The organism is Bradyrhizobium sp. HKCCYLRH3097 (genome assembly GCF_051167875.1).
Taxonomy (GTDB): Bacteria; Pseudomonadota; Alphaproteobacteria; order Rhizobiales; family Xanthobacteraceae; genus Bradyrhizobium.
In genome coordinates this window covers 210,681-230,394 of the sequence record NZ_JBNPTX010000005.1, presented here as the reverse complement: position 1 = coordinate 230,394, position 19,714 = coordinate 210,681, and the positions used below count along the sequence as shown (strand labels likewise).

The 19,714-nt window shown below is 66.2% G+C and carries 21 protein-coding genes; 16 read left to right on the top strand and 5 right to left on the bottom strand.

Features of this window, described 5'->3' with window-relative positions:
* Positions 1–2: 2 nt before the first annotated feature.
* The 11 genes from rplO to ACQR0U_RS14955 all read left to right on the top strand — a co-directional run bounded on the left by rplO (position 3) and on the right by ACQR0U_RS14955 (position 8,921).
* Positions 3–488 (top strand): 50S ribosomal protein L15, encoded by a 486-nt coding sequence (rplO, locus tag ACQR0U_RS15005; RefSeq protein ID WP_009031841.1) that lies wholly within the window; start codon positions 3–5, stop codon positions 486–488.
* A 156-nt stretch (positions 489–644) separates the two neighbouring features.
* On the top strand, positions 645–1,979 hold the full coding sequence (gene secY / locus ACQR0U_RS15000) for a preprotein translocase subunit SecY (RefSeq protein WP_315714557.1): 1,335 nt from the start codon (positions 645–647) through the stop codon (positions 1,977–1,979).
* An 84-nt stretch (positions 1,980–2,063) separates the two neighbouring features.
* Positions 2,064–2,942 (top strand): adenylate kinase, encoded by an 879-nt coding sequence (locus ACQR0U_RS14995; protein WP_434843487.1) that lies wholly within the window; start codon positions 2,064–2,066, stop codon positions 2,940–2,942.
* A 195-nt stretch (positions 2,943–3,137) separates the two neighbouring features.
* Positions 3,138–3,506: a 30S ribosomal protein S13 gene (rpsM, locus tag ACQR0U_RS14990; protein WP_315714555.1), complete on the top strand. Its 369-nt coding sequence runs from the start codon at positions 3,138–3,140 to the stop codon at positions 3,504–3,506.
* Positions 3,507–3,635: 129 nt separating this feature from the next.
* On the top strand, positions 3,636–4,025 hold the full coding sequence (gene rpsK / locus ACQR0U_RS14985) for a 30S ribosomal protein S11 (RefSeq protein ID WP_006611861.1): 390 nt from the start codon (positions 3,636–3,638) through the stop codon (positions 4,023–4,025).
* 112 nt (positions 4,026–4,137) lie between these two features.
* Complete coding sequence (locus tag ACQR0U_RS14980) at positions 4,138–5,169, top strand: DNA-directed RNA polymerase subunit alpha (protein WP_315714554.1); 1,032 nt, start codon at positions 4,138–4,140, stop codon at positions 5,167–5,169.
* A gap of 173 nt (positions 5,170–5,342) precedes the next feature.
* The gene (gene rplQ / locus ACQR0U_RS14975; RefSeq protein WP_006611863.1) at positions 5,343–5,756 is read left to right on the top strand and encodes a 50S ribosomal protein L17; all 414 of its coding nucleotides are present in this window, start codon (positions 5,343–5,345) and stop codon (positions 5,754–5,756) included.
* 143 nt (positions 5,757–5,899) lie between these two features.
* Positions 5,900–6,346, top strand: coding sequence for a hypothetical protein (locus tag ACQR0U_RS14970; RefSeq protein ID WP_434843450.1), 447 nt, complete (start codon positions 5,900–5,902; stop codon positions 6,344–6,346).
* Between the two features lie 116 nt (positions 6,347–6,462).
* Positions 6,463–7,257: an SDR family NAD(P)-dependent oxidoreductase gene (locus tag ACQR0U_RS14965; protein WP_316171209.1), complete on the top strand. Its 795-nt coding sequence runs from the start codon at positions 6,463–6,465 to the stop codon at positions 7,255–7,257.
* An 8-nt stretch (positions 7,258–7,265) separates the two neighbouring features.
* Positions 7,266–7,562 carry a DUF1330 domain-containing protein gene (locus ACQR0U_RS14960; RefSeq protein WP_315714551.1) on the top strand — a complete coding sequence of 99 codons (297 nt, stop codon included), beginning with the start codon at positions 7,266–7,268 and terminating at the stop codon, positions 7,560–7,562.
* 21 nt (positions 7,563–7,583) lie between these two features.
* Positions 7,584–8,921, top strand: a complete 1,338-nt coding sequence (locus tag ACQR0U_RS14955; protein WP_315827337.1) for a chloride channel protein — start codon at positions 7,584–7,586, stop codon at positions 8,919–8,921.
* A gap of 143 nt (positions 8,922–9,064) precedes the next feature.
* On the opposite strand, the gene ACQR0U_RS14950 is transcribed toward ACQR0U_RS14955, so the two are convergent.
* Entirely contained in the window at positions 9,065–10,528 is a 1,464-nt protein-coding gene (locus ACQR0U_RS14950) for a hypothetical protein (RefSeq protein WP_434843449.1), read from the bottom strand.
* A gap of 330 nt (positions 10,529–10,858) precedes the next feature.
* On the opposite strand from ACQR0U_RS14950, the gene ACQR0U_RS14945 reads away from it, so the two are divergent.
* Positions 10,859–11,155 carry a hypothetical protein gene (locus tag ACQR0U_RS14945; protein ID WP_315749624.1) on the top strand — a complete coding sequence of 99 codons (297 nt, stop codon included), beginning with the start codon at positions 10,859–10,861 and terminating at the stop codon, positions 11,153–11,155.
* 78 nt (positions 11,156–11,233) lie between these two features.
* Here ACQR0U_RS14945 and chrA read toward each other — a convergent pair whose 3' ends face one another.
* Positions 11,234–12,463 carry a chromate efflux transporter gene (chrA, locus tag ACQR0U_RS14940; RefSeq protein ID WP_434843448.1) on the bottom strand — a complete coding sequence of 410 codons (1,230 nt, stop codon included), beginning with the start codon at positions 12,461–12,463 and terminating at the stop codon, positions 11,234–11,236.
* 217 nt (positions 12,464–12,680) lie between these two features.
* Positions 12,681–13,697, bottom strand: a complete 1,017-nt coding sequence (locus tag ACQR0U_RS14935) for a zinc-binding alcohol dehydrogenase family protein (RefSeq protein WP_434843447.1) — start codon at positions 13,695–13,697, stop codon at positions 12,681–12,683.
* A gap of 117 nt (positions 13,698–13,814) precedes the next feature.
* On the opposite strand from ACQR0U_RS14935, the gene ACQR0U_RS14930 reads away from it, so the two are divergent.
* From ACQR0U_RS14930 to ACQR0U_RS14920, 3 genes are read left to right on the top strand one after another with little or no spacing between them, the layout of a single operon-like run.
* Complete coding sequence (locus ACQR0U_RS14930) at positions 13,815–14,192, top strand: winged helix-turn-helix transcriptional regulator (protein ID WP_316171213.1); 378 nt, start codon at positions 13,815–13,817, stop codon at positions 14,190–14,192.
* A 59-nt stretch (positions 14,193–14,251) separates the two neighbouring features.
* Positions 14,252–15,646, top strand: a complete 1,395-nt coding sequence (locus ACQR0U_RS14925) for a DegQ family serine endoprotease (protein WP_315827340.1) — start codon at positions 14,252–14,254, stop codon at positions 15,644–15,646.
* On the top strand, positions 15,643–16,977 hold the full coding sequence (locus ACQR0U_RS14920; protein ID WP_434843446.1) for a replication-associated recombination protein A: 1,335 nt from the start codon (positions 15,643–15,645) through the stop codon (positions 16,975–16,977). The genes ACQR0U_RS14925 and ACQR0U_RS14920 overlap by 4 nt, the downstream gene beginning before the upstream one ends.
* Positions 16,978–17,086: 109 nt before the next feature.
* On the opposite strand, the gene ACQR0U_RS14915 is transcribed toward ACQR0U_RS14920, so the two are convergent.
* Positions 17,087–18,034 carry an alpha/beta hydrolase gene (locus tag ACQR0U_RS14915; protein WP_315827342.1) on the bottom strand — a complete coding sequence of 316 codons (948 nt, stop codon included), beginning with the start codon at positions 18,032–18,034 and terminating at the stop codon, positions 17,087–17,089.
* A gap of 105 nt (positions 18,035–18,139) precedes the next feature.
* Here ACQR0U_RS14915 and ACQR0U_RS14910 point away from each other — a divergent pair, with 105 nt between their 5' ends.
* Positions 18,140–19,522, top strand: coding sequence for an RluA family pseudouridine synthase (locus ACQR0U_RS14910; protein ID WP_315827343.1), 1,383 nt, complete (start codon positions 18,140–18,142; stop codon positions 19,520–19,522).
* A 15-nt stretch (positions 19,523–19,537) separates the two neighbouring features.
* Here ACQR0U_RS14910 and ACQR0U_RS14905 read toward each other — a convergent pair whose 3' ends face one another.
* The gene (locus ACQR0U_RS14905) at positions 19,538–19,711 is read right to left on the bottom strand and encodes an RNA polymerase sigma factor region1.1 domain-containing protein (RefSeq protein ID WP_315749636.1); all 174 of its coding nucleotides are present in this window, start codon (positions 19,709–19,711) and stop codon (positions 19,538–19,540) included.
* Positions 19,712–19,714: the final 3 nt, after the last annotated feature.

The window sequence follows — 19,714 nt, the reverse complement described above, 5'->3', positions numbered from 1 at the left end:
CGATGAAGCTCAGCGATATCGCCGACAACGCCGGCGCGCGCAAGAAGCGCATGCGCGTCGGCCGCGGCATCGGCTCCGGCAAGGGCAAGACCTCGGGCCGTGGCGGCAAGGGCCAGACCGCGCGCTCCGGCGTGCGCATCAAGGGCTTCGAGGGCGGTCAGATGCCGATGCATCGCCGTCTGCCGAAGCGCGGCTTCAACAACATCTTCGCGCTCGATTTCGTCGAGATCAATCTCGACCGGATCCAGCAGGCGATCGATGCCAAGAAGCTGGACGCCGGCAGCGTGATCAACGCCGAGTCCCTCGTGAAGTCCGGTGCGCTGCGCCGCGCCAAGGACGGCGTGCGCCTGCTCGGCCGCGGCGAGCTCAAGGCCAAGATCAACATCGAGGTGCATGGCGCCTCGAAGTCGGCGATTGCGGCGGTCGAGAAGGCCGGCGGCACCGTCAAGCTCCTGGCGCCAGCCAAGGACGAAGGCGAGGCGGCGTAACATCTGCGTCATTGCCCTGCCGCCGGCGCATGCCGGAGAGGGCAGGGCAATGGACAGAACGCGCCCGCGCACCAGATAATATCCGGCGTCTGCCCAGCCCTGCGAGCCCTCGCGGGGCCCAGTGCGGTGAAGAAGGGCGGCGGGAGAAAGCTAGATATGGCCTCAGCAGCGGAACAACTGGCGGCAAACCTCAATTTCGGCGCGCTTGCGAAGGCCGATGAGCTGAAGAAGCGCATCTGGTTCACCCTCGGCGCGCTGCTGGTCTACCGCCTCGGCACCTACATTCCGCTGCCGGGCATCGACCCGAACATCTGGGACTCGGTGTTCCGCACGCAGGCCGGCGGCATTCTCGGCATGTTCAACATGTTCGCCGGCGGCGGCATCCACCGCATGGCGATCTTCGCGCTGAATATCATGCCGTACATCTCGGCATCGATCATCATTCAGTTGCTCACCACCGTCTCGCCCCAGCTCGAAGCCCTCAAGAAAGAGGGTGAGGCTGGCCGCAAGATGTTGAATCAATACACCCGCTATCTGACGGTGATTCTTGCTGCCGTGCAGTCCTACGGCATCGCCGTCGGCCTCGAAGGCGCGGGCAACGTCGTCGCCGATCCCGGCCTGTTCTTCCGCCTCTCCACCGCGATCACGCTGACCGGCGGCACCATGTTCCTGATGTGGCTCGGTGAGCAGATCACCTCGCGCGGCATCGGCAACGGCATCTCGCTGATCATCCTGTCCGGCATCGTGGCCGAGCTGCCCTCGGCGCTTGCCAACATGCTCGAGCTCGGCCGCCAGGGCGCGCTGTCGACCGGCCTGATCCTGATCGTCATCGTGATGGCCGTCGCCGTGATCGCCTTCATCGTGTTCGTGGAGCGCGCCCAGCGCCGGCTCCTGATCCAGTATCCGAAGCGCCAGGTCGGCAACAAGATGTTCGAGGGCCAGTCCTCGCATCTGCCGCTGAAGCTGAACACCTCGGGCGTGATCCCGCCGATCTTTGCCTCGTCGCTGCTGCTGCTGCCGACCACGGTCGCCAATTTCAACGCCGGCAAGGGACCCGAGTGGTTCCAGTGGATCACGACGCAGCTCGGTCATGGCCGGCCGCTGTTCCTGGTGCTGTATCTGGCGCTGATTCTGTTCTTTGCCTTCTTCTACACCGCGATCGTGTTCAACCCGACCGAGACCGCCGACAACCTGAAGAAGCATGGCGGATTCATCCCCGGCATCAGGCCGGGCGAGCGCACCGCGGAATATATCGATTACGTGCTGTCGCGGATCACCGTGCTCGGCGCCATCTATCTGGCGATCGTGTGTCTGATCCCGGAAATTCTGATTTCCTACGCTTCCGTCCCGTTCTACTTTGGTGGCACTTCGCTTCTGATCGTGGTCAGCGTTACGATGGATACCGTGGCGCAGGTTCAGGGTTATCTGCTCGCCCATCAGTATGAGGGGCTGATCAGGAAGTCGAAGCTGCGGGGGCGCCGCCGCGGATAGCGGCGGATCGCGGCCCGGGAACCACCAAGCCAAGAACAAGGTGTGCGGGAGGGTCGCTCACCGTGTGCCGGGGGGCGAAATTCGATGAGACTCATTCTTCTGGGGCCGCCCGGTTCGGGCAAGGGAACGCAGGCGCAGCGCCTGGTGCAGCAATATGGCATCGTTCAGCTGTCGACCGGCGACATGCTGCGTGCCGCGGTGGCGGCGCAGACGCCGATCGGGCTGAAGGCCAAGGACATCATGGCGGCGGGTGGCCTTGTCCCGGACGAGGTCGTGGTCGGCATCATTGCCGACCGGATCGAGCAGCCGGACGCCGCCAATGGTTTCATCCTCGATGGCTTCCCGCGCACGGTGCCGCAGGCGGAGGCGCTGGATGCGCTGCTGAAGCAGAAGCAGATGAAGCTCGACGCGGTGATCGAACTCCGGGTCAATGAAGGCGTGCTGCTTGAGCGCGTCGAGCGCCGGGCCGCCGAGACCCGCGCGCGCGGCGAGGCTGTGCGGGCCGATGATACGCCGGAGGTCCTGACCAAGCGCCTAGCCAGCTACCGCGACCAGACCGAGCCCCTGATCCACTATTATTCGGACCATCGGATGCTGGCGACCGTCGACGGCATGATGCCGATCGAGCAGGTCACCGAGGAGATCGGACGGATCCTGGCCGCCGTTGGCAAGTCCAGCGGGAGCCGGGCGGCCAAAAAGGCGAACCCGGCCAAGCGCAGTGCCAAGGCTCGGGGCAAGACCGCGCCGGCAAAATCGGCCAGAAAGGCTCCGAGGGCGCCTGCACCGGCGAAAAAGGCCGCAAAGACAGCAAAAAAGGCCGCAAAGACTGCGAAAAAGGGAGCAAAAGCGGCCCCCAAGAAAGCCTCCAAGGCTGCGAAGAAGGCCCCCAAGCCCGCTGCCAAGGCGACCCGGGGAACCCGGAAAACCTCTGCAAAGGCTGCAAAAAAGCGCGCCAAGAGGTGACCGAATCTTGTAGGGGCGGTTGACGACCGCCGTGTGAATCCATTAATAAGCCCGCATCCAAGTCGGATGGTTTTCCAAAGATGCCGGGCCCCACGAATCGAGGGGTGGGCGTCTTGTTCGCGTTTGCGGACACCTGCCCGAGATAGCGAGAACGAAGGCCGGTCCATCCTGGGATCGGTGACAGGAGAGAAGTCCGTGGCCCGTATTGCCGGTGTCAACATCCCGACCAACAAGCGCGTCCTGATCGCGCTCCAGTATATCCATGGCATCGGCCCGAAGATCGCGGGCGAGATCATTGACAAGGTCAAGATCGCCGAGGATCGCCGCGTCAACCAGCTGAGCGACCAGGAAGTCCTGCAGATCCGCGAAATCATCGACCGCGACTATGTTGTCGAGGGCGACCTGCGGCGCGAGACCGGCATCAACATCAAGCGTCTGATGGACCTCGGCTGCTATCGCGGCCTGCGCCATCGTCGTGGCCTGCCGGTGCGCGGCCAGCGCACCCACACCAATGCGCGCACGCGCAAGGGGCCGGCCAAGGCGATCGCCGGCAAGAAGAAGTAATTTGGCGAATTGCTGATAGCGGGTGGCGAGTAGGGGCGATCCCTATTCGCTACTCGCTATTCACCATTCGCCTTTCTGGTGTAGCCGCTGGCACTACGGCGGCGTTGAGATCTCGAGAAAGGTACTTATATGGCCAAGGAAGCCGCACGTGTCCGCCGTCGTGAGCGCAAGAACATCGCCTCCGGCGTCGCCCACGTGAATTCGTCGTTCAACAACACCACCATCACCATCACCGACGCGCAGGGCAACACCATTGCCTGGTCGTCGGCGGGCACGATGGGGTTCAAGGGATCGCGCAAGTCGACCCCGTATGCCGCGCAGGTCGCGGCGGAGGACGTGTCCAAGAAGGCTCAGGAACACGGCATGCGCACCCTCGAGGTCGAGGTTGCCGGCCCGGGTTCCGGCCGTGAATCGGCGCTCCGTGCGCTGCAGGCTGCGGGTTTCACCGTCACCTCGATCCGCGACGTGACGACGATCCCGCACAATGGTTGCCGCCCACGCAAGCGTCGGCGCGTCTAATCTGAAAGAGGCGGACAGCATGTCCGCCTCGTCGTGCTTTTGAGACATTTCGACTGCCGCGATCTGAAGCGCGGTTCTCCAACGCCAGTCAGTCAGATCCCATGACTGGCCCATGGGTGAAACAGTGACGATCCAGAAGAATTGGCAAGAATTGATTCGGCCGAACAAGCTCCAGGTCACGCCGGGCTCCGACGCGACCCGTTTCGCCACCGTGGTTGCCGAGCCGCTGGAGCGCGGTTTCGGGCAGACGCTCGGCAATGCGCTGCGCCGCATCCTGCTGTCGTCGCTGCAGGGCGCCGCCGTGCAGTCGGTGCATATCGACGGCGTGCTGCACGAGTTCTCCTCGATCGCTGGTGTCCGCGAGGACGTCACCGACATCGTGCTGAACATCAAGGACATCGCGATCAAGATGCAGGGCGAAGGCCCGAAGCGGATGGTCGTGAAGAAGCAGGGCCCGGGCGCCGTCACCGCCGGCGATATCCAGACCGTCGGCGACATCGTGGTGCTCAACCCTGACCTGCAGCTCTGCACGCTGGACGAGGGCGCAGAGATCCGCATGGAGTTCACGGTCGCCACCGGCAAGGGCTACGTCGCCGCCGATCGCAACCGCCCCGAGGACGCCCCGATCGGCCTGATCCCGGTCGACAGCCTGTTCTCTCCGGTCCGCAAGGTCTCCTACAAGGTCGAGAACACCCGCGAGGGCCAGATACTCGACTACGACAAGCTGACCATGACGATCGAGACCAACGGCGCGATCACGCCGGAGGACGCGGTGGCCTATGCCGCCCGCATCCTGCAGGACCAGCTCAACGTCTTCGTCAACTTCGAAGAGCCGCGCAAGGAAGTCGCCCAGGAGATCATCCCGGACCTCGCCTTCAACCCAGCCTTCCTCAAGAAGGTGGACGAGCTCGAGCTGTCGGTACGTTCGGCGAACTGCCTGAAGAACGACAACATCGTCTACATCGGCGACCTCGTGCAGAAGTCGGAAGCGGAAATGCTGCGCACCCCGAACTTCGGCCGCAAGTCGCTGAACGAGATCAAGGAAGTGCTGGCCCAGATGGGTCTGCATCTCGGCATGGAAGTGCCGGGCTGGCCGCCGGAGAACATCGACGAGCTGGCCAAGCGCTTCGAGGATCATTACTGAGCATTCGTCATTCCGGGGCGCCTCGAAGAGGCGAACCCGGAATCTCGAGATTCCGGGTTCGATGCTGCGCATCGCCCCGGAATGACGTCCACCACTCGGGCGAACGCAGGCAGCCCACCTGAGCAACATGTCCGACGAACCGTCGCGGCAGATAGAAATGAAGGACTAAGACAATGCGTCACGGCAAGGTTCATCGGAAGCTCAACCGCACCGCCGAGCATCGCAAGGCGATGTTCGCCAACATGTGCGCCGCGCTGATCAAGCACGAGCAGATCGTCACCACGCTGCCGAAGGCCAAGGAGCTGCGGCCGATCGTCGAGAAGCTCGTCACCCTCGGCAAGAAGGGCGGTCTCGCTTTGCGTCGCCAGGCGATCGCCGAGATGCGCGATGTCGACCAGGTCAAGAAGCTGTTCGACGTCCTGGCACCCCGCTACAAGGACCGCAACGGCGGCTACACCCGCATCATCAAGGCCGGCTTCCGCTACGGCGACAACGCCGCGATGGCCGTGATCGAGTTCGTCGATCGCGACGTCGATGCCAAGGGCCAGGATTCCGGCCCGGTGCAGGAGACCTCGGAAGCGGCGTAAGCGCAGCTCCGACCCGACGTTCAAAACGGCGCCTTCGGGCGCCGTTTTCATTTTGAGGTTCTGTAGCCCGGATGAGCGAAGCGACATGTGGGGTCGCCTGCACAGCTCGTGTGACTTTAACAGCATAGACCGGAGCGCCGCGCATGAGCGCCGCAGAACTGCACATCGTCTACGAGGCGGATGAGGACCGCACCGGCAAGATCATAGCGACGGCCAGGGCCGGAGTGTTTGCCGCGCGCGGCGAGGCGTGGTTCGGCTGCGACCTGAATGCCTTCGTGAAGGGTCTGCGCTCCTATCCGCTATCGTGGGACAAGCCGCCGATGATCGAAGGCGGTTACTTCGATGGACAAGGCGGCCTCGCGCAATGCCTCGTCCGGATCGTCATCAGGCCATACGACTTCCGTGGACATTTGCTGGTGCATGCGGATCTGGCTACGCTCGTTCAGAGCACAGCGGATGCCGACGTGCAGAACAGCGCTTCGATCCGCTTCCTGACCGAATATGCACTCGTCGAACGTTTCGCGACCGAGCTGGCGCAGGTCCCGAACGGCAAGCGCGAAGCGGCTATCCTGATAGGGACCACGAGCTGACAACCACGGCGCCTTCGGGCGCCGTCTTATTTCGAGGATCAGCTCTGCGCGCGGCGCGTTGAGTGTCGGCGCGCGACGCCCCACATCCGTTCCTTCAGCACAACGGAGAGCTGCTCATGCACATCGACCTTTCAGGAAAAACTGCGCTCGTCACCGGGTCCACCGCCGGCATCGGCTTCGCGATTGCCAAGGGATTGGCCGCCTCGGGCGCCGAGGTCGTTCTGAACGGCCGGACCACCGACCGTGTCGATGCGGCCGTCGCGAAGCTGAAGCAGGCGGTTCCCGCGGCCAAGCTGCGCGGCGTCGCCGGCGACGTCGCTCAGATCGGCGGCTGCAACGCCATCGTCACCGCGCTGCCCGAGGTCGACATTCTCGTCAACAATGCCGGCATCTTCGAGCCGAAGGAGTTCTTCGACATTCCCGACGAGGACTGGAGCCGCTTCTTCGAGATCAACGTCATGTCCGGCGTGCGCATGGCGCGCGCCTACATGCAGGGCATGCTGAAGCGCAACTGGGGTCGCATCATCTTCATCTCCTCGGAGTCGGCGGTCAACATCCCGACCGAGATGATCCATTACGGCATGACCAAGACCGCGCAGCTCGCGGTCTCCCGCGGCCTTGCCAAACTGACCCGCGGCACCGGCGTCACCGTCAATGCAGTGCTGCCGGGACCGACGATGTCGGAAGGCGTCGAGACCTTCGTCAAGGATCTCGCCCGCCAGAACGGGCAGTCGGAGGAGGAGGCGGCCTCGTCCTTCGTCAAGCAGCACAGGCCGGCCTCGCTGCTGCAGCGCTTCGCCAGCGTCGACGAGATCGCCAACATGGTCGTCTACGCCGCCTCCAAGCAGGCATCCGCCACGAATGGCGCCGCGCTGCGCGCCGAGGGCGGCATCCTCGACACCATCGCCTGAGGCCGGCCATGGCGGCTTACGTCATCTCCGAGGTCGAGGTGCGCGACATCGAGGCGATGGAACGCTATCGCACCCGCGCGGCGCACTCGATCGCGCAATATGGCGGGCGCTATCTGGTCCGCGGCGGGACCTCCGAGACGGTCGAAGGCGGCCCGCCGGCCAAGACCCTCATTATCGTCGAGTTCCCGTCGATGGCCCGGCTGCGAGAATGGTATGCGTCGGCCGAATACGCCGACGCCCTGGGCGAGCGCTGGAAGGCGCTGGACCGCCGGCTGATTTTCGTCGAGGGTGCTGCACCTGCGTAGAGAACGGACTCTGTTGCGCCCATGCTGACCATCACCCCCCGCCGCAGGCGTTGGCTCAAGCTGACCTCGGCGCGGTGGCAGCGGCGGGTGCTGTTCGTGGCCGGCGGCCTGGTGGTGGGCGCGGCGGCGGTGGCGCTGGCGGAGCTCGCCGACCTGGCCCAGCTCGCCTTCAACTGGCTGCTGTCGAAATCACGCTACGCCTCACTGATCGTGACGCCCGCCGGCTTCGCGCTGTCGGTCTATCTGACCCAGCGCTTCTTCCCGAACGCGCAAGGCAGCGGCATCCCGCAGGCCATCGCCGCGCGCCACCTGACGGACACGAGCGCGCGCAGCCCGCTGGTGTCGATCCGCATCGCCATCGGCAAGGTGCTGCTGACCCTGCTCGGGCTGCTGTGCGGCGGCTCGGTCGGCCGCGAGGGGCCGACCGTGCAGGTCGGCGCCTCCATCATGTTCGCGCTCGGCCGGCTGTCTCCGCGGCGGCAGCCGGGCTTGATCCTGGCCGGCGCCGCCGCCGGGGTCGCGGCCGCCTTCAACACGCCGCTGGCCGGCATCGTGTTCGGCATCGAGGAGATGAGCCGTGCCTTCGAGACGCGGACCTCGAGCCTCGTCATCGCCACCGTGATCGCCGCTGGCCTGACCTCGCTGGCCCTGATGGGCAACTACGCCTATTTCGGCACGACGCCGATCGCGCTCGGCAAGGGCATCGACTGGCTGGCGGTGCCCGTCTGCGGGGTCTTGGGCGGCGCCGCCGGCGGGCTGTTCAGCCGCATCCTGATCACGATGGCGCGCGGGCTGCCCGGGGCGTCCGGCCGGCTCCTCAAGCGCCACCCGCTGCCGTTCGCGCTCGCCTGCGGCTTTGCCGTCGCGCTGTGCGGGCTGGCGTCAGGCGATACCATCTACGGCACCGGCTATGCCCAGGTGAAAGGGGCGCTGGAGACCGGCACGCCGCTGCCGGGCGATTTCGGCGTGCTGAAATTCCTCGCCACCACCTTTGCCGCGATCAGCGGCATTCCTGGCGGCATCTTCGCGCCGTCGCTCGCAGTCGGGGCGGGTATCGGCGCCAACGTCGCCAGCCTGTTCCAGCAGTCGCTACTGGCGCCGATCATGCTGCTCGGCATGGTCGCCTATTTCGCCGGCGTCGTGCAGGCGCCGATCACCGCCTTCGTCATCGTCACCGAGATGACCGACAACCACGCCATGGTGGTGCCGCTGATGATGGCCTCGCTGATCGCCTACGGCACCTCGCGTCTGATCTGCGAGGAGGGGCTCTATCACGCTCTCGCCAAGGGCTTCGTCGCCCGAGCTGAGACCAAGGCTGAGGCCGCGCAGGAGTCGAAGCAGGCCACAGCGCCGTCCTGACGCAGCGCTCATCCACCATGTTCGGAGCGCGCCGATAACGGCTGTCGGTTCAATCGCTTGATGGCAGATCCTGAGATCTGCCATCGGCTCGAAAGGGCTGCCGGCGGCCCCGTTGCCGGCGCCGCCGCGCAAGGTTCGTCGGCCTACTTCCTGAACGGATCCGGCCGCATCAGGAGCCGGCCGGAGATCGAGTTCGGCACCTCGTAGGGCGAGCCAATCGACAGCACGTGGCTCAGCGCGATCAGCCGGTTCGGCAGCTTGGCCGGCGGCGGTGTCTGGAACGAATAGGACGTCGGGTTGTGGCACAGGAAGCAGTTCAGCACGTTCTTGATCGGCGTGTTGTCGGCGTTCTGCACGAAGGTCTCGGCGGTGGCGTTGGCGAGATTGACCGAGCCGACCGCGCTGGTCTGGTTGCTGTTCAGGTTGTACGAGTTGGGGAGCATCCAGACGGTGCCGTCGAGGCTGTAGCTCGCGAAGGTCGATTGCGGGCCCTTCAGGCCGGAGAGAAAGCCCTGGGCTTGCGCCGTGATCGCGAAGATGTTGCCGACGCCGTTGGGCTGGTTCTCGCCGCCGGTCTGGTTCTCGAGCACGACGTTGGTCGCCGGCGTCAGCTTCTGGGTCGCCGGATCGAGCCGCAGTTGCGGCCGGTTGGCGCCGGGCAGCGCCGCGATGTTGACCTGCGAGAACGGCGTACCGCCCTTGTAGAGCGTGTAGCTCTTCGGATCGGAGCGGCTTGCCGATGGCGCAAAGGTGTTGTCCGGCGTCTGCGGCGAGTTGTTCTTCAGCTCGAACGTGCCCCACAGGAATTCGGGGTGGTTCTCGGTGTAGCCGACCACGTGCAAGCCGATCAGCGCCACGGTCACCGTGACGAACTTGCCGGGCGTCGGGCGGATCGTGATCAGGCCGGGGGTAACGTTGTTCTCCAGCACCGGCACCTGTGCCTGGGTGGTGTAGGCGCCCGCAGGCGGTGCCTGCCCGGGGTCGAGCCGCAGCCACGTCGCCTTGAACACCGCATCGCCCACGGCGAAGGATGAATCCGCCGGCTGGCTCTGGTAGCCGCCGGTCGCGATCAGGTTCTTGCGCGCCGTGTTGAAATAGCCCTGGTTCATGTGGACCGAGGCGTAGACGGGATAGCCGTTCTGCGCGACCAGCATGTTGCCGTCGGCTTCGACGATGGCGCCGGCGCCTTCGGTGAAGCCGGCCGTGCCGTGGAAGACCTGGGCACGGGCCGCCAGCGTCAGCGGGCGCGGCCGTGATGCGCCGGCATTCTCGGCGTTGCTGAGCAGCTCGTCGGGCGTCGCCAAGGTCATGAACCGCGGCACGGCGGCGCCGGAGCCCGGGTCCTTCACCAGCGCTGTCGCCCAGACGAACGCCTCCCACGACCATTGATGGAAATTGCAGTCCGGCGTCGGGATGGTCTTGGTGTCGGAGGTGGGGAAGGCGGCGTCCGGCTTGAGATAATTGCCCAGTCCCTCCGACCAGCCGAAGGCCGGGCAGTTCTTCGCCGGCGGCGGCGGAGCAGCGCTGGCGGGGTTGAGAGCGCCGGCAAGGCCGCTCGCGGTGACGGTCGTCGCGAAAGTGAGCATGAGCCACTGAATCGTCTTCATGGCCGGTCTCCATTGATGTGCGCGCTGGGATGGGCCGATGAATCTCGCCGCCATGCGTCGCAAATGATTGTTAAAAATGATTCATTCAAAAGTAGTGCGCGGCAAACATGCACCCAAAGGTGAGATTTGCAAGACCGGCAGCTCACGCAGTCCGCAATTTTTTTCGGACGCCCCTCGCGGCAGCATTCGTCTTCACCGGCCGACACGGGCTGCAGTGTGAGCGCAGGCACGGTTGACACCACGGATCGCGTGCATCCTGGCGGCCGTTCGCTGGAGAAGTGCGGACAATGAGGTCTTCACGCCGGTGGACAGCAACCACAGGAGAGTGAAATGAAGTCCATCATGGCCGCTGCGTTGCTGCTCGCGTTGACGTCGGGCGCAAGCCTTGCGGGTACGCCGCTGATCGATGCGCGGCAGCACAACCAGTCACATCGCATCTACAATGGCATCGCGAGTGGACGGCTGACCTATCCCGAGGCGCAGCAGCTCGTCCGCGGTCAGATCCACGTCCAGAAGCTGGAAAACAAGGCCAAGGCGGACGGCGTGGTGACGCCGTTCGAGCGTGCCCGCATCAACGTCGCGCAATCCGTGCAGGGCGCGCGCATCTTCTGGAAGAAGCACAATTAGCCGCGCACGGCAGCTCGCTGGTGGCAAAGCGCCGCTTCGGCGGCGCTTTGCCACCACGTGATGCGGCGGCGCCGCCGCTCACACCAGCGCGGCTGCGACGCCGGCTAGGGCGCTGAACGTGACCACGACGAGCGGCGGCGCGCGCCAGGCGACCAAGAGGACAAAACCGACCAGCGCGATGCCAAAATCCGCGGCGTTGTGGACGGTGGTCGTCCAGACCGGGTCGTACAGGGCCGCTCCCAGCACACCGACGACCGCAGCGTTGACACCCCGCATCATCGCCTGGGCGCCGGAGCGTTTGCGGAACGAGTCCCAGAACGGCAGCGCGGCGAGCAGGACCAGCATGCCCGGCAGGAAGATGCCCAGGAGACCGAGCGCGGCCCCGACGATCCCATGCGGCTCCGGAGCGACGACGGCGCCGAGATAGACGGCGAAGGTGAAGAGCGGGCCCGGGACGGCCTGCGCCGCACCGTAGCCGGCGAGAAAGGCGTCGTCGCTCAGCCAGCCAGGTCCGACGAAGGCCTCGCGCAGCAGCGGCAGCACGACATGTCCACCGCCGAACACCAGCGCGCCGGAGCGATAGAAGGCATCGAACAAGGCGACGCCGGTCGATCCCGTCACGCCGCGCAGCAGCGGAAGTCCCGCCAACAGGACAACGAACAGCGCGAGCGCGATCAGCCCGACGCTCCGCGAGACGGGGATCGCGACGTGTCCCGACGGCGCCGCCTCGCCGCGGCAGAGCCAGAGGCCGGCGAGCCCGCCGAGGACGATCGCTCCGATCTGCACGACCGAGGCCGTACTCGACAGGATGATGAGCGTTGCGGCGACCGCGATCGAGGCGCGCGCACGATCCGGACACAGCGAGCGCGCCATGCCCCAGACCGCCTGCGCGACGATGGCGACCGCGGTCAGCTTCAGCCCGTGCAGCAGGCCGCTGCCGATCGGTCCGCTCAATCGGCCCGCACCATAGGCGAACAGGACGAGCGCGGCGGCCGACGGCAGGGTGAAGCCGGTCCAGGCGGCGAGCGCGCCGAGATAGCCGGCCCGCATCAGCCCGATGGAGAAGCCGACCTGGCTGCTGGCGGGGCCGGGCAGGAACTGGCACAGCCCGACCAGATCGGCATAGGCATGCTCGTCGATCCATTTCCGTCTGACGACGAACTCGTCGCGGAAGTAGCCGATATGGGCGATCGGACCGCCGAAGCAGGTCAGGCCGAGCGTGAGGAAGATCCGCAGAACCTCGAGCGGTGATCCGGAGCGCCGGCCGTGATCGGCGGGCGGGTTGGTCGCGGACTTCAGGCTGCTCACGGACGTTCTTTCCAGTCGCGAGGAGGTTCTTATCGGCTTTCGTTAAGGGGAAACGGGACCGTCGGCCAGTCTCAATCGCTCATGGCCGCTGATCGGACCGCGCGTCGGCTGCCGGCCATCTTATGCCTTCGATCGGCGGGATGGTGGGGCACGGCGCCACCGCGATCTCGCGCGCGGGGAGACCGCGGGTGCGCCTTTGCCCATTGTTGCCTGTTAGTTAGCTCCATCCCTCCAGCACGATCTTGCCGCGGGAGGTGTTGCTCTCGATCAACGCGTGCGCGCGCTTGAGGTTGGCCGCGTTGATGGTGCCGTAATTGTCGCCAAGGGTGGTGCGGATCACGCCCTTGTCGATCAGGTCGGACACGTCGTTGAGCAGATGGTGCTGCGCGATCATGTCGGGTGTCGTGAAAGATGAGCGCGTGAACATCGACTCCCAGTGGATCGAGATCGCCTTGCCCTTGAAGGCGGCGAGCGAGAACTCGGCGGGATCGTCGATCAGGCCGAACTTGCCCTGCGGCGTCATGAAGTCGGCGATCGCCTTGTAGTGCTGCTCGGTGTGGGTGAGGCTGGCGATGAGGCTGACCGGCGGCAGCTTCAGCGCGTCGATCTGCTCTTTCATCGGCTTGCCATGATCGATCACGGCATGGGCGCCGAGCTTCAGGCACCAGTCGCGCGACTCCGGTCGCGTCGCGGTGGCGAGCACGGTCAGCCCGGTGAGCCGGCGCGCGAGCTGAATCAGGATCGAGCCGACGCCGCCGGCCGCGCCGGTGATCAGCAAAGTGCGGTCGTCGAGGCTCCTGCCGGGGATTGCGCCGAGCCTGTCGAACAAGAGCTCCCAGGCCGTGATCGAGGTCAGGGGCAGGGCGGCGGCTTCGGCGAACGACAGGCTCTTCGGTTTGCGGCCGACGATGCGCTCGTCGACCAGATGGAATTCGGCATTGGTGCCCTGGCGCAGGATCGAGCCAGCGTAGAACACCTCGTCACCGGGCTTGAACAGGCTCACGTCCGGGCCGATAGCCTCGACCACGCCAGCGGCGTCATAGCCCAGGATCTTGGTTTCGCCGGCGGGCGGTGCGGCGCGCTTGCGCACCTTGGTGTCGACCGGATTGACCGACACCGCTTTCACGGCGACGCGGATGTCGCGTCCCTTCGGCTCGGGTTTGGCGGTCTCGAGATCGAACAGCGCGCGGTCCTCGGTGATGGGCAGCGACTGCTGGTATCCGACGGCCTTCATGAACAGCCTCCTGGTTGGCTTGGCGATAGGATCTGTTTGTCCTGCTGGCGCCAGTTCAGCAAGTACTGTAAAAATGGGGAACTAGTCCCCGTTTGGATACTATTGGGCCAACACGCGATGAAACGGAAGAATTTCACCCGCCGTCCCGGCTGCGCGGTCGAAGCCACGCTCGATCTGATCGACGGCAAGTGGAAGGGCGTGATCCTCTACCACCTGCAGGGTGGCAGCCAGCGCTTCGGCGAGCTGCGCCGGCTGATGCCCGGCATCACCCAGCGCATGTTGACAAAGCAGCTGCGTGCGCTGGAGGAGGACGGGCTGGTCGTCCGCAAGGTCTATGCCGAGGTGCCGCCGCGCGTCGAATACAGCCTGTCCGAGGTCGGCGAGAGCCTGCGGCCGGTGATCGAGGTTCTCAGAAGCTGGGGCGAGCGGCACCAGGAACGGCTGTCCTGCGCGCCCGTTGCAGAGACCATCAAAACGCCGCATCAGGCCGCCTGAGCTTGGCCGCACCGGCCGTTCCGCTTATATCGAAACCGTCATTTCCCAGGATTGTTCGCATGTCGTTGATTCGCTCCACACTGGTCCTGCTGCTGTCTCTGCTGGCCGCGTCTCCGCTGGCGGCGCAGGACCGGCGCGTGCCGCAGTCCCAGGCCGAGCTGCGGCTGTCGTATGCGCCGATCGTGCAGCGCGTGCAGCCGGCGGTCGTCAACGTCTACGCCGCCAAGGTGGTGCAGAACCGCAATCCCTTTCTCGACGATCCGATCTTCCGCCGCTTCTTCGGTCTGCAGGGCGGGCCGCAGGAGCAGATGCAGCGCTCGCTCGGCTCGGGCGTGATGATCGATGCGTCCGGTCTCGTCGTCACCAACGTGCATGTGATCGAGGGCGCCGACGAGGTGAAGGTGTCGCTCGCCGACAAGCGCGAGTTCGAGGCCGAGATCGTGCTGAAGGACAGCCGTACCGATCTCGCCGTGCTCAAGCTGAAGGGCACCAAGGAGCAGTTTCCGACGCTCGACCTCGCCAACTCCGATGATCTCCTGGTCGGCGACATCGTGCTGGCGATCGGCAATCCGTTCGGCGTCGGCCAGACCGTGACGCACGGCATCGTCTCGGCGCTGGCGCGCACGCAGGTCGGCATCACCGACTATCAGTTCTTCATCCAGACCGATGCCGCGATCAATCCCGGTAATTCGGGCGGTGCGTTGGTCGATATCAACGGCCGTCTGGTCGGCATCAACACCGCGATCTATTCCAAGTCCGGCGGCTCGCAGGGCATCGGCTTTGCCATTCCCGCGAACATGGTGCGCGTCGTCGTGGCCTCGGCCAAGAGCGGCGGCAAGGCGGTGAAGCGCCCATGGCTCGGCGCGCGGCTGCAGGCGGTGACGCCCGAGATCGCCGAGAGCCTCGGCCTGCGCTCGCCGACCGGCGCGCTGGTCGCCTCGGTGGTCGCGAACAGCCCGGCGGCGAAGGCGGGCATCAAGTCGTCGGACCTGATCGTGTCGATCGACGGCCAGCCCGTCGATGATCCCAACGCGTTCGACTACCGTTTTGCGACCCGTCCGCTCGGCGGCACTGCGCAGATCGAGGTGCAACGCGGCGGCAAGCCGGTGAAGGTCGCGGTCGCGCTGGAGACCGCACCGGACACCGGGCGCAACGAGATGGTCATCAACGGCCGCTCGCCATTCCAGGGCGCGAAGGTCGCCAACATCTCGCCGGCGGTCGCCGACGAGCTGCACCTCGATGCCGACACCGAGGGCGTGGTGGTGCTCGAGCCGGGCGACGGCACCACCGCCGCCAATGTCGGCTTCCAGAAGGGCGACGTCATCATGGCCGTGAACAACCAGAAGATCGCCAAGACCGCCGATCTCGACAAGGCCTCGCGCGAGGCCGCCCGCATCTGGCGCATCACCGTGCTGCGCGGCGGCCAGCAGATCAACGTCACGCTCGGCGGATGAGCCCGAAGCGTCCCCAGCAGGGAGGCCCGAGCCTCTTCGCTGCGGCGGGGATGGAGCACGATGCGCCACGGCCGCTGCCGGAGCGGCTGCGCCCGCACAAGCTGTCCGACGTCGTCGGGCAGGATCACATCCTCGGGCCCGATGGCGCGCTGACGCGCATGCTGGAGACGCGCACGCTGGGCTCGCTGATCTTCTGGGGCCCGCCCGGCACCGGCAAGACCACGGTGGCGCGGCTGTTGGCAGACGCCACGGAGTTGCATTTCGAGCAGATCTCGGCGGTGTTCTCCGGCGTCGCCGATTTGAAGAAGGTGTTCGACGCGGCGCGCGCGCGACGCGAGACCGGGCAGGGCACGCTGCTCTTCGTCGACGAGGTGCATCGCTTCAATCGCGCCCAGCAGGATTCCTTCCTGCCGGTGATGGAGGACGGCACCGTCGTGCTGGTCGGCGCGACCACGGAGAACCCGTCCTTCGAGCTCAACGCCGCTCTGCTGTCGCGTTCGCGCGTGCTGGTGTTCCACTCGCTCGACGCCGCCGCGATCGAGAAGCTCTACAGCAACGCAGAGGCGGTCGAGGGCCGCAAGCTGCCGCTCGATGACGAGGCGCGCGCCGTGCTGATCCGCATGGCCGACGGCGACGGCCGCGCCGCGCTGACGCTCGCCGAGGAGGTCTGGCGCTCGGCGCGCAAGGACGAGATCTTCAACGCGGTGCAGCTGCAGGACATCCTGCAGCGCCGCGCGCCGATCTACGACAAGTCCGCCGACGGCCACTACAACCTGATCTCGGCCCTGCACAAATCGGTGCGCGGCTCGGACCCGGATGCCGCGCTGTACTACTTCGCCCGCATGCTCGACGCCGGCGAGGATCCGCTGTTCCTCGCCCGCCGCATCGTGCGCATGGCCGTGGAGGACATCGGCCTCGCCGATCCGCAGGCGCTGGTGATCGCCAACGCCGCCAAGGACGCCTATGATTTCCTGGGCTCGCCCGAAGGCGAGCTCGCGATCGCGCAGGCCGTGATCTATGTGGCGACCGCGCCGAAATCCAACGCCGCCTACAAGGCGTTCGGCGCAGCCAAGCGCGTGGCGAAGGAGGGCGGCTCGCTGCTGCCGCCCAAGCACATCTTGAATGCCCCGACCAAGCTGATGCAGAGCGAAGGCTACGGCACCGGCTATCAGTACGACCACGACACGCCCGACGCGTTTTCGGGGCAGGACTACTTTCCCGACGCCCTCGGTCGCCAGCAGTTCTACGATCCCCCGGAGCGCGGCTTCGAGCGCGAGATCAGGAAACGGCTGGATTATTGGGCGAAGCTGAGGAAGGAGCGGGGCGGGTAGGATCGCTGACCTTGCGGCTTGCTCGGTTCACCTCGGCCCGCTTGCTGGGAAACACCGAGCTCTCCTGCGGACGCCTGACTCGGAGACCGCTATGCCAAGTGACCATCAACTACTTCCCGCTCTGTACGAACTCCGCGATCTCCCGCGTCAGTCGGTCGTCCTCGGTATTGATCGCATACACCTCGGACATGTGGCTGTGCTGCGGCAGCATCACCGCGCGGGCGCAGCCGGATGGCCGTTTGCAGGCGGCCTGCTTCAACAGGTCGAACTGCTCGACGAAGCGCGGCGGGTCGAGCTCGGCGGAGACGATCATCAGCGGCAGACTCGAGGCTTGCAGGCCTGATAGCGACGAGCGCTCCTTGAAGCGCGAGGGATCGGTGCCGAAATAGGCCATCTCCTGGTCGCCAAGCGGCGTCGCGGTGAGGTCGTAGACGCCCGAGGCCATGATCGCGCCCGCAAGGCCGCCGCCGGCGACCTTGTGGAATTCGGGATGCGCGACATAGGTCGCGACGTGCACCGCGCCGGCCGAATGGCCCATCAGATAGATGCGCGCGGGATCGCCGCCGTTCTCGGCGGCATGGGCGACCACCCATTGCACCGCGCTGGCGACGTCCTCGACGCCGGCAGGCCAGGGGAATTTCGGCGCGAGGCGGTAGGTGATGTCGACGCCGACGAAGCCGCTCTTCACCGCCCATAGCATGATGTTGTCGTAGAACGGGCCGTCCGGCGTGGTGCGCTTGTTGCCGCCGATGAAGGCGCCGCCATGCACGAAGATCAGCACGGGCCGGGGCGGGGCCGCGGCATCCGGTGTGAAGACGTCGAGCAGATTGCGCTCCGCCGTGCCGTATCTCACATCGCGCTGCACCTTGAGGCCGGTGTAGGGTTCCTTGGCCTGCAGCGGCGCGTAGATCGCGGCGGTCTTCGGCGGGGCGATGACCCGACCCATCTCGATCAGCTTCCAGGCGATGTCGTCGGGCATCGGGCTCTGCTGCGCCTGCGTGGCGGTCGTCGCCAGCGTGGCAGCCAGGATCGCCAAGCCCAGTCGCGTGAGCGTCATTCGATTCGCTCCGATCAGTATCGATGGCCCAAGGGGCCGACTCACAAGCGGATTTATCGCGATTTCGCCGTGACTGGCAGTGGCTTTTGAGATACGCAACCTGCCATGAGCCGCCGTATCAAGCGAACCCAGACCCGATCCGATCGCCCGACCGATCGCCGCAGCGAGCGGCCGAAGGCGGAGGCGGCCCGCAGCCCAGGCGCCGCGGCCAAGCGTGAGTCTGCGAAGCGTCCCGATGCCGAGCGGCCGCGGCGCGACCGTTTTGCCGGTGACCGCGAGGCGGCACCGCGCGGCGATTTCGGGCGCGGCAAAGCCGAGCGCAGCCGTGCGCCGCGCGCCGAGGGAGAGGATCGCCGCGACAGCTTCGCGCCGCGCAAACAGCCGCCGGCCAAGCGCGCCGGCGCCGGCAAGCCTGCGCGGTTCAGCTCGGAGCATGCCGAGCGCAGGCCTGCGGCGCCGCCGCCGAAGAAGGTCGAGCCGGAGACGCCGCTGCTGCCGACGAAGGTGCAGACCGTGGTGGTCACGGCCGACGAGAACAACATGCGCGTCGACCGCTTCCTCGAGGCGCGCTTCCCCGGTCTGTCGTTCTCCCACATCCAGCGCATCGTCCGCAAAGGCGAGTTGCGCGTCGATGGCAAGCGCGCGGACTCCAAGGACCGCCTGGAGGAAGGCCAGAGCGTGCGCATTCCGCCGCTCAAGCTCGATGCGCCGAAGGAGCGCGCCGGCCTCTCCGAGGGCGAGCGAAAGACGCTGGAGAGCCTCAAGGCGATGACGCTGTACGAGGACGACGACGTGCTCGTCCTCAACAAGCCCGCCGGGCTTGCGGTGCAGGGCGGCTCCGGCATGACCCGCCACATCGACCAGATGCTGGAGGTGATGCGCGACGCCAAGGGCCAGAAGCCGCGGCTCGTGCACCGCATCGACCGCGAGACCTCCGGCTGCCTCCTGATCGCCAAGACCCGTTTCGCCGCCACGCATCTGACTGGCGCCTTCCGCAGCCGTTCCGCGCGCAAGATCTACTGGGCGCTGGTGGCGGGCGTGCCCAAGCCCAAGCAGGGCCGCATCTCCACGTATCTTGCCAAGGAGGAGAGCGAGGACGACACCATCATGCGCGTCGCCGCCCATGGCGACGAGGGCGCCAGCCACGCCGTGACCTACTACGCCGTGGTCGAGGCCTCGGCCAACAAGCTCGCCTGGGTGTCCTTGAAGCCGGTGACGGGGCGCACCCATCAGTTGCGCGCGCACATGGCCCATATCGGCCACCCCATCGTCGGCGACCCCAAATATTTCAACATCGAGAACTGGGCGCTGCCCGGCGGCCTGCAGAACCGGCTGCATCTCTTGGCGCGCCGCATCGTCATCCCGCATCCGCGCGGCGGGTTCATCGACGCCACCGCGCCGCTGCCGCCGCACATGCTGCAGTCGTGGAACCTGCTCGGCCTCGAGCATGACCGCTTCGACCCGATCGAGAACGCGCCGGAGGAGTGAGCGGCTCCGAAGCGCTCAGCCTCTCTGTTCGACGAGCTGAATGCCCGCGTCCCGCAGCGCGCAGAAGATGTTTTCGATATCCTCGGGCGGCATGTCCCATCCGCACAGCGCGTTCAACTCGTCGAAGGTGATCTTGCCATCCTGCTCGCTCATCGCGATCAGCCGGCGAACGATCTCCGGCATGTTCATGGT

Coding starts and splice junctions, on each gene's coding strand:
- ACQR0U_RS14970 (WP_434843450.1), top strand. CDS start 5,900: ATGAGCGCCGCAGAACTGCACATCGTCTACGAGGCGGATGAGGACCGC.
- rplO (WP_009031841.1), top strand. CDS start 3: ATGAAGCTCAGCGATATCGCCGACAACGCCGGCGCGCGCAAGAAGCGC.
- ACQR0U_RS14995 (WP_434843487.1), top strand. CDS start 2,064: ATGAGACTCATTCTTCTGGGGCCGCCCGGTTCGGGCAAGGGAACGCAG.
- secY (WP_315714557.1), top strand. CDS start 645: ATGGCCTCAGCAGCGGAACAACTGGCGGCAAACCTCAATTTCGGCGCG.
- ACQR0U_RS14965 (WP_316171209.1), top strand. CDS start 6,463: ATGCACATCGACCTTTCAGGAAAAACTGCGCTCGTCACCGGGTCCACC.
- ACQR0U_RS14980 (WP_315714554.1), top strand. CDS start 4,138: ATGGGTGAAACAGTGACGATCCAGAAGAATTGGCAAGAATTGATTCGG.
- ACQR0U_RS14950 (WP_434843449.1), bottom strand. CDS start 10,528: ATGAAGACGATTCAGTGGCTCATGCTCACTTTCGCGACGACCGTCACC.
- rpsK (WP_006611861.1), top strand. CDS start 3,636: ATGGCCAAGGAAGCCGCACGTGTCCGCCGTCGTGAGCGCAAGAACATC.
- ACQR0U_RS14945 (WP_315749624.1), top strand. CDS start 10,859: ATGAAGTCCATCATGGCCGCTGCGTTGCTGCTCGCGTTGACGTCGGGC.
- ACQR0U_RS14910 (WP_315827343.1), top strand. CDS start 18,140: ATGAGCCGCCGTATCAAGCGAACCCAGACCCGATCCGATCGCCCGACC.
- ACQR0U_RS14935 (WP_434843447.1), bottom strand. CDS start 13,697: ATGAAGGCCGTCGGATACCAGCAGTCGCTGCCCATCACCGAGGACCGC.
- ACQR0U_RS14960 (WP_315714551.1), top strand. CDS start 7,266: ATGGCGGCTTACGTCATCTCCGAGGTCGAGGTGCGCGACATCGAGGCG.
- ACQR0U_RS14905 (WP_315749636.1), bottom strand. CDS start 19,711: ATGAACATGCCGGAGATCGTTCGCCGGCTGATCGCGATGAGCGAGCAG.
- ACQR0U_RS14915 (WP_315827342.1), bottom strand. CDS start 18,034: ATGACGCTCACGCGACTGGGCTTGGCGATCCTGGCTGCCACGCTGGCG.
- rplQ (WP_006611863.1), top strand. CDS start 5,343: ATGCGTCACGGCAAGGTTCATCGGAAGCTCAACCGCACCGCCGAGCAT.
- ACQR0U_RS14925 (WP_315827340.1), top strand. CDS start 14,252: ATGTCGTTGATTCGCTCCACACTGGTCCTGCTGCTGTCTCTGCTGGCC.
- ACQR0U_RS14930 (WP_316171213.1), top strand. CDS start 13,815: ATGAAACGGAAGAATTTCACCCGCCGTCCCGGCTGCGCGGTCGAAGCC.
- ACQR0U_RS14920 (WP_434843446.1), top strand. CDS start 15,643: ATGAGCCCGAAGCGTCCCCAGCAGGGAGGCCCGAGCCTCTTCGCTGCG.
- ACQR0U_RS14955 (WP_315827337.1), top strand. CDS start 7,584: ATGCTGACCATCACCCCCCGCCGCAGGCGTTGGCTCAAGCTGACCTCG.